Raw genomic sequence first — 14030 nt, 5'->3', positions numbered from 1 at the left:
CGTCCGGCTCCAGCGCCCAGAGACTAGGCGACTTCGCGAAATCGCCCTACGATAAAGAAGACTTGCCGATTGGTTTACCAGAGGCTTAGTCGCCCTTATGCCCATGGGTGAAAGTCATCATCGGTTCGTTACCTCACCGTGATTCCTTTATCTCAGTTGATTCGCTCCACTCGCTACGTCTCTAAACGGGCGCTTGCGCCTTTGTTCCATCACTTTTTTAATTCATTGCGGTAATATTCGTGAAAGACTTTCATTAATGCGCGTTTTTCGATTCGAGAAACATAACTGCGGGAGATTTTTAATTTTTTGGCTATTTCTCTTTGTGTCAGTTCATCTTTGTTGCCAAGCCCGAACCTTGCAATGATGACTTCTTTTTCACGGTTATCCAACACGCGTAAGTATTTTTGAATCTTTTCTAATTCCATATGAAGTTGGATTGCTTCTGTAATGTCTTCATTTTCTGCTTCTAATATGTCCATCAGACTGATTTCGTTGCCTTCTTTATCCTGGCCAATCGGGTCTTGCAGTGAGACATCTTTCTTCGTTTTCTTAATTGCACGTAAATGCATCAGAATCTCGTTTTCTATACATCTTGCAGCATATGTTGCCAGCTTCGTTCCTTTATCACTGGAATAGCTCTCAATGCCCTTTATTAAACCGATCGTTCCAATGGAAATAAGGTCTTCCACATCTTCCCCAGTGCTTTCGAATTTTTTTACGATATGTGCGACGAGACGCAGGTTATGTTCGATCAGCTTGTTCCTGGCATATTCATCGCCGTCTTTCATCTTTTCAATCATCTTGGCTTCCTGGTCTGGCGGAAGCGGTTGCGGGAAGGTATTATTTTTTACATAGGCAACAAAAAATAACGCTTCTTTAAACAATGCAATGATACTAAGCAGAATTGACAATCTCACACCTCCTGACTAGAGTAGGTATTTGCCCATATTTCATCATATGTAGACAATTTGTCCATTGTGTCAGAAATATCGAAAAAGAGATTGTCCTCTGAAAAGAAGTTTTGAAGTGGAATAATAGGGAGGAGTTATGATCAGAGCATCAACCGTCTCATTAATACCTTCAAGCAACACGAAGAAAGGAAGTGGGGGATACAAAAAAACTCCCACCGATTTGGTGAGAGTTTTGTTTAGGAACCTTTGTTTTTTATTTCTGCATATTCGTCCCGTGTTTCGCCAGTTTTGGACCATGGTTCAACACCTGAGCTGTGGGCTGCTCGGCCAATCATATGTGCCGAAACAGGTGCAGTCAGTAAGACGAAAATAATCCCAAGAATGAGCTTTCCGCTGATGATTCCATGATTTGCATACAAAAAGATAAATGCGCCAATTAAGATACCGGATATCCCAAGGGTAGCGGCTTTTGTAGAGGCATGTAATCTTGTATAGACATCAGGAAACCGGATCACTCCGATTGTAGCAGATATGATGAAAAACGCTCCAGAGATAAGTAACAAGATGACAAGAATATCAAATATTACATCAATCACGGTTTCTGTCAATGATAACACCCTTTTCTAGATATTTTGCTAAAGCAATTGTACCGATAAAAAGTAAGATACCGATAAGCAGGATTACATCATTTAACTGGGTTGATGTAAGTAAGATTGCGACAAGCCCTGCCATTGCCATCAGGTTAATGCCTATCGCATCTAAAGCGACGGCACGGTCAGGATTTGTAGGACCTTTGACAACCCGATAAAGCAGGATAGTTATCGAAATCGTAACAACAACCATACAAATAACGGTAATCACAGAAATAAGGTCTGGTAAAAATGAGGCAAACTCACTCATCGTGTCACCTCCATAATTGCCTTCTCAAATGTATCTTTAATTGCAAGGATTGCTTCCTCTTTATCGTCAATATCCATTGCATGGATGTAGATCATATTATTATCATCAGAGATGGCAACAGAAAGCGTTCCAGGTGTTAATGAGATAAGAGAGGTTAACATGGTAATCTCCCAATTTGTTCTTAAATCAGTTGGCATCGCAAAGATTCCAGGATTGTAATCACGGCCACGTTTGTATACCCACTTTACAATCTCAACATTGGATAAGACCAGTTCCTTAGCAAAAAGGAATAACAGCTTTATTATTTTCCAGACATACGAGAGATAAAAGGCATCTGGTATAAAACGCTGTAAAAGATATAACAGCAAAGCACCAATAATAAATCCTGTTAAGAAACTGGTGAACTGGTAACTCTCACTTAGAAACATCCACATTATGGCGATAATTAAGTTTAAAATAATCTGAAGAGGCATACTGATTTACTCCTTTAAAACAGATTGAATATAAATTTCCGGATCTAACAGGTAGCTTCCGATTGATTCAATACCTGGATAGAACCATTCCGCTCCTACACCAAGCAGTACATTGAAGAAGAGCAGGAAAACAATTGGGACGATAAATCCTCTTGCTTTTTTATGATCGGGTATAATCGCATCATCTTTCTCTCCCCAGAAGCCTCTGATAAAGATTCGCATAACAGAATATAAGATAAGCAGACTTACACCTAAACCAATAAGAGCAATCGCAATTTCCCCTTCTTCAAATGCACCTTGCACGAGCAGTAATTTCCCGATAAAACCACTAAATGGCGGGATACCTGCTAACACGAAGGAAGCAAGGAAGAACAGCCAGCCTAAGAAAGGGTAGTGGTGAATAAGCCCTCTGATTTTGCGCAGATCACTTGTACCAGCCAGATAGGCAACCGCTCCAACCATTAAAAATAATGCAGCTTTAATAATCATGTCCTGAATTAAGTAGTAAATAGAGCCACTTAGACCATTCTCATTAAATACAGCAATTCCCATCAGCATAAACCCGATTGCAGGAATAATGTTATAAGCAATAATCATTTTTATATTGTTTGTTGACAGAGCGCCGATTGCCCCGAAGATAAGGGTAAATCCAGCAATCCAGATAAAGAAGTCAAATACCATCTGCTCATGGAAAAATATTAAGGAAAATACTCGCAGGATAGAATAGATACCGACTTTTGTTAATAGTGCACCAAACAGAGCCGATACGACAGGGTTTGGCACAATATAAGGCTTTGGTAACCAATAATACAATGGAAATAAAGCTGCTTTCGTACCGAAGACAAAGAATAAGAGAATTCCGATCCCTGTAAGAATACCTGTTTGTCCTTCTTCTGCCACCCTCTGTGAAATTTGGGCCATATTGACTGTACCCACAACAGAATAGAGGAACGCAACTGTCGTAACAAATAGCATGGATGAAAATAAGTTGATTAAAACATATTTGATCGATTCACGGAGTTGCACTTTTTCGCCACCAAGTACAATCAGTCCATAAGAGGCCATTAGCAGCACCTCAAAGAATACGAACAAGTTAAACAAGTCACCAGTAATAAATGCACCGGACACTCCTGTAATTAGTAGAAGGAAAAAGGTGTAAAAATAAAATTCTTCCTTTTGTATACTTAACGATTTTGGTGCATAAAGCGCACAGGCAAATGCTACGATATTTGTTGTTAACACAAGTGATAGTGATAACATATCGGCAACTAAGACAATCCCAAAAGGAGCTGCCCAGTCACCAGATTCCAATACGATGGTACCATTTTGATTCACATACCAAAGTATGTACGACACGACGACAAGATTAATTGCTAACACTGCTTGAGTAAATATTCTTACAATCGGCAGTTTTTTGTGAAAGAAGATTGTAAGAATACCTGCAAGAAGTGGAATAACAATTGGCAATACTGCTAAATTACTAATCATTTTCGCTTCCCCTCAATTTATCCATATTATCTGTCCCATTCTCTTTTGATGCCCGATAGGCTAATACTAGTAAAAGACTCGTGACACCAAAACTAATAACAATTGATGTCAGAATCAGAGCTTGCGGCAGTGGGTCTGTGTAATCTGAGATTGCATCATCTAATATTGGAGGTGCCCCTCGTTTTAACTCACCCATTGTTAAGATAAACAGGTGAGCACCGTGGGAAATAAGGGCCGTACCAATGACAATCCGTAACAGCTGTTTCTGTAATAAGTTATAGACACCTGTTGTAAAAAGGACGCCTGCAAGAATAGACATAATGATTTCCATTTATTTTGCCCCCTTCTTGTGGCGCAGTTTAATCATTCCGTAGATTGCAAGTGCGGCAATGCCGAGCACCACAATCTCAAACAACGTATCTATTCCACGAATATCAACAAGGGTAACGTTCACGACATTATCCCCACCGCCTAGCTTATAGGAATTTTCCACAAAATAGCTGGAGATGGTATCAAATAATTTCGTACTGTGAGCAGAAATAGCCACAACGGTCATTAACGCTCCGAAACCAATTGAAATAATAATATTTGTCGTTTTTTCAAAAACAGAATCTGTACGAACGCGCAAGTTCGGTAAATGATAAAAACACAGCAGGAATAATGCCACAGTAATTGTTTCTACCACTAATTGTGTTAAAGCTAAATCTGGCGCACGGTAGACAACAAATAACAGGGCTAACCCGTAACCTACGACACCTAAAATTAAAATGGCGCCGATTTTGTTATTAGTAAATATGGTGGCAATAGCAGCTATAGCCATTGCAAGTGCGATTACCACTTCGTGAACAGTTATTTCCGCTAAGTTGCTTGTGTCCCAGGCAAATCCGCCAGTCAGACCGATAAAGGTGAAAGTGACAATAAGAATCGCTGAAAGAATAAGCACCATATATCTTCTTAATGAACCATTCATATAACTGTTGGTAATTCTTGCAGAAGTTTTTTCTAATTGATCAACAATAAAGTCATAAGCTTTATTAAAACTTAATTTACCAGGGAAGAAACTGTATATCCCGCTCCAGGATTTGCGTACAAATGCGAGAATAGCCCCGATTACAACAACCGCTAGTGACATGTACAATGGTGTGATCCAGCCATGCCAGAACTGGATATGCTTATCAACCGGTGCTCCGTAAATCGCTTCTGCAGCATGTGCAAGCAGATTGCCATTAAACGTTTCAGGAAGAATCCCGATAATAATAACACCTAACACTAAAATAATCGGCGGCACAAGCATGCCAATTGGTGCTTCATGTGGTTTTTTCGGCAATTGTTCGAGTTTCTTTTTCCCCATAAATGTGCCGAACACTAAATACATCGAATAAACAAATGTAAAAATACTGCCAAAAACCGCCAGATATGGAATAGCTGTGCGCAATAGTTCTGCAATCATCAAAGAAGATGATTCCAGTTCAATACTTGCATCAAAGAACATTTCTTTACTGTAAAAACCGTTTAAGAATGGAAGAGGGACCCCTGCCATAGAGAAGGTTCCGAAAAATGCCAGTGTCGCCGATATCGGCATTAATGTGGCAAGTCCGCCCAGCTTCCTTATATCTCTTGTTCCAGATTCATGATCAACAATCCCTGCAACCATAAACAGACTTCCCTTGAAAGTCGCATGATTCAAAATATGAAAAACAGCACCAAATATTGCTGCACTTGTACCAAATCCAAGCATTGCCATAATCATACCAAGCTGACTGATGGTAGAAAAGGCGAGAATCCCTTTTAAATCTGTCTGACGAACAGCCATATAGGAACCCCAGACAAGGGTCAATATTCCGATTCCGCTGACGAACACAAAGAACCATTCACTTTGTGACAAAATAGGTGTAAAACGTGCAACAAGAAAAATACCCGCTTTTACCATTGTAGCAGAGTGTAAGTAGGCACTGACAGGTGTCGGAGCTTCCATCGCATCAGGCAGCCAGATATGAAATGGAAACTGGGCCGACTTCGTGAAGGCACCTAACAGAATTAAGGCCATAATTAGTCCGAAATACTCATGTGATAAAATAACATCTGCCTGTGCAATCATTTCCTGAATGCTGGTTGTTTCAGTAATCATTGTCAGCAGAATAAACCCGCCAAGCATACTCAAACCGCCAAAAACGGTGATTAGCATGGACTTTAGTGCACCATATCGTGATCGTTCCTTATAATTCCAATAACCGATTAACAGGAATGAGGAAATGGAGGTTAACTCCCAGAAAGAATAGAGTACAAAAACGTTGTCTGACAGGACGACACCGAACATGGCAGTCATAAAAAGAAGTAAATAGACGTAAAACTGATCCAGTCGTTCTGTCTTATGTAGATAGAAAATCGAATAAAATGCGACTAATGAGCCGATCCCGCTGATTAATAAGGCAAACAACAGACTTAACCCGTCAAGGTAAAAGTCAAAGCCGATATTTAACGACGGTATCCAGTTATAGTTCTGTGTAACTGGTTCGAAGTCCCCTCCAACAAAGGAAACGAAATAAATAAATACAGCCAATGGCGCGAGCAGCACAAAATAGCCTGTATGTATCTTTTCTTTCCATTTGCTTAAATATGGAATGAAAATTGCCAATAAAGCTGGCAAAAACACAGCAAATAACATCTAGTGATGATCCCCCTTATGTATCTTTAATTAATTGTATACTTGTGCTTTCTTATATTCTAATCTATAAATATGCATAAATACAAGAGGAGAGCACACTATCAAACACTTGTCTGACATTTTGTGACGAGAAATATCCTATTTAAAATAACCGGGAAAAATTTTTTTCATGAAAAGTTAGTTTAGTGAAGTGGATAAAATGTCCAACTGATGTCAGGAAATAGCTTTGCCAATATAGTGGGGGGTTATTCATCGGAGGAGAAAACCAGACAGGTATGCCTGACGCTCATAGGCGAACGGACCGGTCTGTATTCATATAGAAAGAAGAAAAAGCAGATAGAAAGGCATTCTTTCCATCTGCTTCTGGGAGATTAATTCGTATGATAAAGTTCATCTAGTAAGGATCTTCTTTTCATTTCTTCTTCCATTAACCGAATAAATTCATAACTAAGTTGTAATTCATTCGCTTTTTTGTATGATTCAATTAAAAGCTCATCCGATAAATTTTCCAATGCATGTCCCTCCGATTACAGGGTATTTTGTATTCAAAATAGTCTCTCTCTAACCAGCAGTTAATAAAAATTTCCTTAAAATGTTCTGACCAATTCTTTCATTAACGTAACTTTAGCATGAAACAGTTGAACGAACAAGTGATAAGTTATCTACAAAGAGTTGTTCGTAATTTGTGGATAAGCTGGTGATAAACATCGCCAACTATGCTCTATTTAGTGTGGAAAATGTGCATAAAGTTATCCACAGGAAACAGTTTGTTGTAATTTGTCGAACGATTCTTACTTTGGACATGCAATAATGAGAGGAATCGTACATATTTTAGTATGTTTATCCATTTTTCTCTTCTTGCTTGTCCTGGTATTTTTTCTGTCTCCCTACATTGTTCCTTATCGTACTATATCAGTGACTAACATAACTTTCCTGTTATATACTAACATACGTTCGATTGAAATGCACGTTAAAACCTGTTTATTCCTTCCGTTATCTGGTAATAGTGTGAAATTGACATCTTTCACTTATTATTAGTGGAAGAATTGCTGAAAATTGTTTATCATAGGAAAAGGTCAAGTACTTACGGAAAATTACTAATAGAGGTGGCTAATCATTGTTAAAAAATTTTTTACCAAATGAACACGTGAAGTCTGTATTAGACATTACTCCAGCCAAGTTGAAAAACATGGGGATAAAAGGTGTAATTACAGATCTTGATAATACATTAGTGGCATGGAACGTCAGGGATGCCACACCGGAAATTATCGAGTGGTTTGAAGAAATGAAAAGATATGAGATAAATGTAATGATTATTTCAAATAATGATCAAGAGCGTGTCAGTATTTTTTCTGAACCCTTGGAAACACCATATGTATTCAGTGCAAGAAAACCGTTGATCCATGCATTTAAACGTGCAGCAAAGAAAATGAACCTGAAAAAGGAAGAAGTTGTCGTAATTGGTGATCAATTAATGACAGATGTCCTTGGTGGCAATTTTGCCGGGTTTCATACGATCCTTGTTGTCCCAATTGTCAAAACGGACGGGAAAATAACTAAAATCAATCGCATGATGGAACGGCGGATTCTGCATTGGATGCGGAAAAAAGGGATGATCAAATGGGAGGACTAGACATGGAAGTAGTACACTGTGAAGGCTGCGGGGTAGAACTGCAGTCAGAAGATAAAACAAAGGCAGGATTTTTGCCGAAAAGTGCATGGGATAATGAACATGTCATTTGCCAGCGCTGTTTCCGATTAAAGCATTATAATGAAGTGCAGGATGTGGAATATACGGATGATGATTATTTGCGCATGATTCATCAGATCAGTGATACAAGCAGTCTTGTTGTGAAAATTGTTGACATTTTTGATTTTAATGGCAGTTTTATTACAGGTTTGCAAAGACTGACAGGCAATAATCCTATTATATTAGTTGGAAATAAAGTTGATTTGTTGCCAAAATCGACGAACCGGAATAAATTAATACACTGGATGAAGAAAACAGCCAGTGATTATGGTCTGAAAGTTCAGGATGTTTTCTTGATTTCCGCTGCGAAAGGCTACGGTTTTGAAGAGGTGGAACAGGCAATCGAAGAAATGAGAGAGGATAAGGATGTGTATGTTGTCGGCTGTACGAATGTTGGGAAGTCAACATTTATTAACCAGCTGATCAACCGTTCCAGCGGAGTGAATGACGCGATCACGACATCATATTTTCCTGGGACTACATTAGGTTTTATCCAGATCCCATTAGATGAGCAGTCATCATTGTTTGACACACCAGGTGTTGTCAATCGTTCCCAGATGGTGCACTATGTAACAGATCAGGATCTGAAGCTGATTACACCGAAAAAAGAGATCAAGCCAAAAGTGTATCAGCTCCAGGATCAGCAGACATTATTTTTCGGAGGCTTTGCCCGGTTCGATTTTGAAAAAGGGATGAAGCAGTCTTTTGTCTGTTATTTTGCCAATTCATTGATGATTCACCGTACAAAGCTTGAACAGGCAGACCAGTTTTATGAAAAACATGTCGGAGAACTGCTGCAGCCGCCAAGTAAGGAGACATTAGAAAAATTACCACCATTAACGAGACAGACATTCAAAATAGCACATGAAAAAACCGATATTGTTATTCCGGGACTTGGCTGGATTACTGTTCCTGAAGGCGGCATTACGGTCACGATTCATGTACCGAAAGGCATCCAGATTTCAATTCGCAATGCGCTGATTTAAAAACAGATATTGTCAGGGGGAAGGGAAATGTCGTTAAAGCTTGGCTTAATCGGTCATCCGATCGGCCATTCATTATCACCATGGATTCATGCAAAATTTATTGATTTAGCTGGCCTAAATGGGGAATATAAGTTATATGAAGGAGACCATGAAAAACTGCCTTCCGTTATTCAGCATTTAAAAAATGCGAGTATTGACGGATTTAATATTACGGTCCCTTACAAGCAAGTAATTGTAGACTATTTAGATGAACTGGACAAAGATGCTGAAATTCTTGGTGCAGTAAACACGGTCGTAAATGAAAACGGGAAATGGAAAGGCTATTCAACAGACGGAGAAGGTTATGTCCGTTCCTTAGTCGAGCCATATCCGGATCTTTTGCATCCAGGCACATCTGTGTTATTATTAGGTGCTGGCGGAGCAGCAAGAGGGATCTATCGTGCGATCGTTCAAAAAGGGGTAAAAACTGTCGATATTGCCAACCGCTCATTAGATAAAGCGGAAGCACTTTTGCCATTAAATGATGGTTCCTCGTCCTCAAGAGTGATGTCTTTTCTAGAAGCGGAACAGCATCTACATGAGTATGATCTTATCATTCAAACTACATCAGTTGGGATGAAGCCTAATATAGAGGAACAAATTATCAGATTGGATAATCTCCTTGAAAGCACGGTTGTAAGTGACATTGTCTACCAGCCGATTACAACCAGACTACTTAAGGATGCGAAAGACCGTGGTGCCAAGATTCATCATGGGCACAGCATGCTTTTATATCAAGGTCAATTAGCATTCGAGAAATGGACTGGGAAGAATTTGGAAGTCAGCCATCTGGTTGACGAGCTGGAACAGAAACTAAGAGGTGAATAAATTTGCAATTAACAGGTAAACAGAAACGTTTTTTACGTTCAAAAGCACATCATTTGAATCCCATATTCCAAGTAGGAAAAGACGGGGTCAATGAGAATATGGTAAAACAAGTAGCAGAGGCATTGGAAAAACGTGAATTAATCAAAGTATCGATTTTGCAGAACTGCCTGGAAGAAAAAGAGGACGTGGCAGAAGCATTAGCAGAAGGAACAGATGCATATGTAGTGCAAATTATCGGTAACACCATTGTTTTATATAAAGAATCAACCGAAAACAAGGAGATAACTTTGCCATAGAAGAAGGTGGGAATCATGCAGAAAATCGGCTTATTTGGCGGTACATTCGATCCACCACATCTCGGACACTTAATCATGGCAGAAGCAGCTTATCAGACGCTCCAGCTTGATGAGGTCTGGTTTATTCCAACCTATCAGCCGCCACACAAGGATGAGGCAAAGTCTGACGGGAAGATAAGATTAGAGATGACAAAAGCAGCGATCAAGGACCATCCAGCCTTTCGGGTAAATGACATGGAGCTAACCCGGAGAGGAAAGTCCTATACGATCGATACAATACACGATTTGCAAAAACAATACCCAGCTGTTCAGTTTTACTTTATCATTGGCGGGGATATGGTCGAATATTTACCCCATTGGCATAAGATTGACCAATTAAATAAAATGGTGCAGTTTGCAGGTGTGAATCGGCCAGGCTATTCGATTAAAACGGAATATAATGTAGAAGAAGTAGCAATGCCTTTAATCGATATCTCTTCAACAATGATCAGAGAACGTGCAGCAAAAGGCCAGTCCATTCGATACTTCACGACAGACGCTGTAAGAGAAATCATCGAGAAATCGAAGTTATATCAGACGCAAGCTTGATCATAGGATAAAGTAACATGTCTTGAACAGATAAAGTGAGGGAAGAAACGAATTGGAACGAGAAAAAGCACTAGCAATTGTAGAAAAACAATTAAAGAAAAAACGTTATGAGCATACTGTCAGAGTCATGGAGACTGCTATAAAGTTAGCAGAGCACTACGGAGCAGATGTCAAAAAAGCAGAACAGGCAGCCATTTTTCACGATTATGCCAAATACCGGGATGTTGAGGAAATGCGCCGCTGGGTGATAAGTGAAAATCTGCCGCAGGATTTATTGGAATATGGTGATGAACTGTTACATGGCCCGGTAGGCTCCTTCATGATCGAGCGGGAAGTAGGAATAAAAGACGCAGAAATTCAGAGTGCTGTTTATTATCACACAACAGGGAAACGGCATATGTCTTTACTGGATAAAATCATCTATATTGCCGACTATATTGAGCCAGGGCGAAAAACTCCCGGAGTGGAAGATATTCGGGCAATCGTCTATGATGACATCGACCAAGCCTGCTGGATGGCTGCACAACATACGGTACTATTCTTAATGGAACATGAACAACCAGTATATCCTGACACATTTCAGTTATATAACGAAAGATTAATGTTAAAAAAATAGGGAGGAAACTTAATGGATAGTAAACAATTAGTGGATCTTGTAGCAAAAGCTTGTGATGACAAGCGAGCGGAGAATATCGCAATTCTGGATATGAAGGAAGTCTCTTTAATGGCAGATTATTTCCTTATTTGCGATGCATCAAATGAACGTCAAGTACAGGCAATTGCCCGTGAAGTAAAAGAGGTCGCGGAAGAACAGGAAGTAAATGTAAAGCGACTGGAAGGATTTGAGCAGGCAAGATGGGTGCTTGTCGACTTAGGTGATGTCGTCTGCCATGTCTTCCACCGTGATGAACGGATCTACTATAATCTGGAAAAACTATGGGGAGATGCTCCTCAGCTTGAAGTGAGATTATAAATGGCCTATTCCAAGCTGGCCTATGTATATGATGTACTAATGGAAGATGCCCCATATGATGACTGGCAGGCATTTGTCTATGAAATCATGAGGAAGCACTGTCCTCATGCTGTTCGCCTACTTGATCTTGGTTGCGGAACAGGCGAAATGAGCATAAGACTGGCGAAAAATGGTATGGACGTAACAGGTGTTGACTTTTCTGAAGATATGCTTTCCTATGCCCAGTCTGCAATGAAAGAAGCAGGTGTCCAGATTGATTATATCAAGCAGGACATCCGGAAACTAGACGGGCTGGCTGGTTTCGACCTAATCATCAGTTTATGTGATGTAATCAATTATGTGACAGATACGGTTGATTTACAGAAAGTTTTTCAAAATGTTTCCAATGCACTGAACCCTGGCGGTATTTTTATCTTTGATGTTCACAGTTTGAATCATTTTGAGAAAAATATGGTCAACCAGACATTTGCAGAGATTTATGACGATATTTCCTATGTCTGGTTCTGTGAAGAAGGGGATCGTGACGGGGAACTGTTTCATGATTTAACTTTCTTCATCCAGAATGAGGAAGGGGCGCTTTATGAGCGGTTTGATGAAACCCATCATCAGCGAACATTTTCTGTCGCTGCATACCGCCAGTTCCTCGAACAATCAGGTTTGAATGTATTAGATATTTATGCCGATTTTTCCATCATTCCAAGCAAAGATCCGGAAGCAGAAGCAGGCAACCGCATATTTTTTGTTTGTCAAAAATAGACGCACCTCTTGGGAGGGGCGTTTTTTTTATGGTTTTGTATAGATTTAGTGGTTGTTTATGGATAGAGCGAGCGGAAATCTTTGTTTATTTGCGGACAAAGCGGAAAACAAAGAGAGTCCCAGCATGGTTTTCCCGTTAAAAGGAAGATAAACAGGAAAACAAAGAGCGAGCCAGCATGGTTTTCCTGTTAAAGGGAAGAAAAACCGGAAAACAAAGTAAGAGCCAGCAGGGTTTTCCTGTTAAAAAGAAGATAAACAGGAAAACAAAGTAAGAGCCAGCATGGTTTTCCCGTTAAAAGGAAGATAAAGCGGAAAACAAAGTACGAGATAGCAGGGTTTTCCTGTTAAAAGGAAGATAAACGGGAAAACAAAGAGCGAGCCAGCAGGGTTTTCCTGTTAAAAGGAAGATAAACCGGAAAACGTAGGAAATCACACTACGATTTCCTGTTAAAAAAAAAAGCAAAACTAAAAAATGCAAAAAATGGATGTCTCAAGCGTCTTCTTTTGTTATAATAATAGGTATATTTACACAGTGATTAAAGGACTACCAATAACAATCAAAGGACGATTCTGATGAGTAAACTTAGCAATTGTTTTGCAATGGTACAATTATTAATGGCCCGCAACAAAATGAAAATTGATGAATTAGCGGAAGAATTGGAAGTGAAACCGCGTATGATCCGCCAGTATAAACAAGAGCTGGAGTTAGCGGGGATCTATATTGAAAGCGAACGTGGAGCAAATGGCGGATATTATTTGGATAAAAAATCGATCTTTCCGATTCGAAATTTCCATTCTGAAGAAATCCGTCAACTGCAAATTGCGATCCAGGCCTATTTGTCGAAACAGCCGGAACATGATGTGACATTAAGAAATGCCCTGGAGAAAATCAAGGCAGCGCAAAGAGATGAACAATTAAGCAGCAAGCATTTTTATTTCGCCAATGATTACTTAATTAATAATGAAGTTGGTGACCAGTCGGAGCATTACCAGAAGCTGTATAAAGCATTTAATCAAAGGAAAAAAGTTGTACTTACATATGGCGCTGCTTCTACAAATGAAGTATCGACAAGGACGATTCAGCCTTACGCCTTTGTTGTATATGATGAGAATCTTTATTCTGTTGCTTATTGTGAAAAGAAAAAAGCTTTGCGTACATTTAAACTGATCCGCATACATGAAGTGAAAGAAACATTTGATCACTATGAGATGCCAGATGCTTTTGATATTCGCAAACAATTTCCCCAACTTGGTTTTATTAAGGATCCGATCAAGGTAGACCTGATCATTGAAACACCATATTCCAACCAAGTGAAGGAATCAATCTACAGCAATGATCAGGTGATTGAAGAATTGCCAAACAATGCCATACGATTT

17 protein-coding genes are annotated in these 14030 nt (G+C 39.5%); 9 read left to right on the top strand and 8 right to left on the bottom strand.

Annotated features, from left to right (window positions below):
* Nucleotides 1-209 precede the first annotated feature (209 nt).
* From sigK to sda, 8 genes are all read right to left on the bottom strand, one after another.
* Nucleotides 210-911: an RNA polymerase sporulation sigma factor SigK gene (gene sigK, locus F9U64_RS17950; protein WP_153406286.1), complete on the bottom strand. Its 702-nt coding sequence runs from the start codon at nt 909-911 to the stop codon at nt 210-212.
* A 236-nt stretch (nt 912-1147) separates the two neighbouring features.
* Complete coding sequence (mnhG, locus tag F9U64_RS17945; protein WP_153406285.1) at nt 1148-1519, bottom strand: monovalent cation/H(+) antiporter subunit G; 372 nt, start codon at nt 1517-1519, stop codon at nt 1148-1150.
* Entirely contained in the window at nt 1500-1811 is a 312-nt protein-coding gene (locus F9U64_RS17940; protein WP_153406284.1) for a Na(+)/H(+) antiporter subunit F1, read from the bottom strand. The genes mnhG and F9U64_RS17940 overlap by 20 nt, the downstream gene beginning before the upstream one ends.
* The gene (locus tag F9U64_RS17935; RefSeq protein WP_153406283.1) at nt 1808-2284 is read right to left on the bottom strand and encodes a Na+/H+ antiporter subunit E; all 477 of its coding nucleotides are present in this window, start codon (nt 2282-2284) and stop codon (nt 1808-1810) included. Before F9U64_RS17935 ends, F9U64_RS17940 begins: the two co-directional genes overlap by 4 nt.
* 6 nt (nt 2285-2290) lie before the next feature.
* On the bottom strand, nt 2291-3769 hold the full coding sequence (locus F9U64_RS17930) for a Na+/H+ antiporter subunit D (RefSeq protein WP_153406311.1): 1479 nt from the start codon (nt 3767-3769) through the stop codon (nt 2291-2293).
* Nucleotides 3765-4103: a Na(+)/H(+) antiporter subunit C gene (locus tag F9U64_RS17925; RefSeq protein WP_153406282.1), complete on the bottom strand. Its 339-nt coding sequence runs from the start codon at nt 4101-4103 to the stop codon at nt 3765-3767. The genes F9U64_RS17930 and F9U64_RS17925 overlap by 5 nt, the downstream gene beginning before the upstream one ends.
* On the bottom strand, nt 4104-6437 hold the full coding sequence (locus F9U64_RS17920; RefSeq protein ID WP_153406281.1) for a Na+/H+ antiporter subunit A: 2334 nt from the start codon (nt 6435-6437) through the stop codon (nt 4104-4106). It lies immediately after the preceding gene.
* Nucleotides 6438-6808: 371 nt separating this feature from the next.
* Nucleotides 6809-6949, bottom strand: coding sequence for a sporulation histidine kinase inhibitor Sda (gene sda, locus F9U64_RS17915; protein ID WP_153406280.1), 141 nt, complete (start codon nt 6947-6949; stop codon nt 6809-6811).
* A 605-nt stretch (nt 6950-7554) separates the two neighbouring features.
* Here sda and F9U64_RS17910 point away from each other — a divergent pair.
* The 9 genes from F9U64_RS17910 to F9U64_RS17870 form a co-directional block, all read left to right on the top strand.
* Nucleotides 7555-8070: a YqeG family HAD IIIA-type phosphatase gene (locus F9U64_RS17910; RefSeq protein ID WP_153406279.1), complete on the top strand. Its 516-nt coding sequence runs from the start codon at nt 7555-7557 to the stop codon at nt 8068-8070.
* Nucleotides 8071-8072: 2 nt separating this feature from the next.
* Nucleotides 8073-9173: a ribosome biogenesis GTPase YqeH gene (yqeH, locus tag F9U64_RS17905; protein WP_153406278.1), complete on the top strand. Its 1101-nt coding sequence runs from the start codon at nt 8073-8075 to the stop codon at nt 9171-9173.
* 27 nt (nt 9174-9200) lie between these two features.
* Nucleotides 9201-10040 carry a shikimate dehydrogenase gene (gene aroE / locus F9U64_RS17900; RefSeq protein WP_153406277.1) on the top strand — a complete coding sequence of 280 codons (840 nt, stop codon included), beginning with the start codon at nt 9201-9203 and terminating at the stop codon, nt 10038-10040.
* 2 nt (nt 10041-10042) lie between these two features.
* Nucleotides 10043-10336 (top strand): ribosome assembly RNA-binding protein YhbY, encoded by a 294-nt coding sequence (yhbY, locus tag F9U64_RS17895; protein WP_153406276.1) that lies wholly within the window; start codon nt 10043-10045, stop codon nt 10334-10336.
* Nucleotides 10337-10351: 15 nt separating this feature from the next.
* Complete coding sequence (locus tag F9U64_RS17890; RefSeq protein WP_153406275.1) at nt 10352-10924, top strand: nicotinate-nucleotide adenylyltransferase; 573 nt, start codon at nt 10352-10354, stop codon at nt 10922-10924.
* A 52-nt stretch (nt 10925-10976) separates the two neighbouring features.
* Entirely contained in the window at nt 10977-11540 is a 564-nt protein-coding gene (yqeK, locus tag F9U64_RS17885; RefSeq protein WP_153406274.1) for a bis(5'-nucleosyl)-tetraphosphatase (symmetrical) YqeK, read from the top strand.
* A gap of 12 nt (nt 11541-11552) precedes the next feature.
* Nucleotides 11553-11897: a ribosome silencing factor gene (gene rsfS / locus F9U64_RS17880; protein WP_153406273.1), complete on the top strand. Its 345-nt coding sequence runs from the start codon at nt 11553-11555 to the stop codon at nt 11895-11897.
* Entirely contained in the window at nt 11898-12653 is a 756-nt protein-coding gene (locus F9U64_RS17875; RefSeq protein ID WP_153406272.1) for a class I SAM-dependent DNA methyltransferase, read from the top strand.
* Nucleotides 12654-13226: 573 nt separating this feature from the next.
* Nucleotides 13227-14030 (top strand): helix-turn-helix transcriptional regulator (locus F9U64_RS17870; RefSeq protein ID WP_194287432.1); only part of this gene is annotated, 804 nt, incomplete at its 3' end.

Origin of the sequence: Gracilibacillus oryzae (assembly GCF_009498735.1) — a bacterium.
In the GTDB taxonomy this organism is placed as follows: domain Bacteria; phylum Bacillota; class Bacilli; order Bacillales; family Amphibacillaceae; genus Gracilibacillus; species Gracilibacillus oryzae.
Note: the sequence above shows the minus strand (reverse complement) of the source record. Positions and strands in the feature narration are given on the sequence as shown.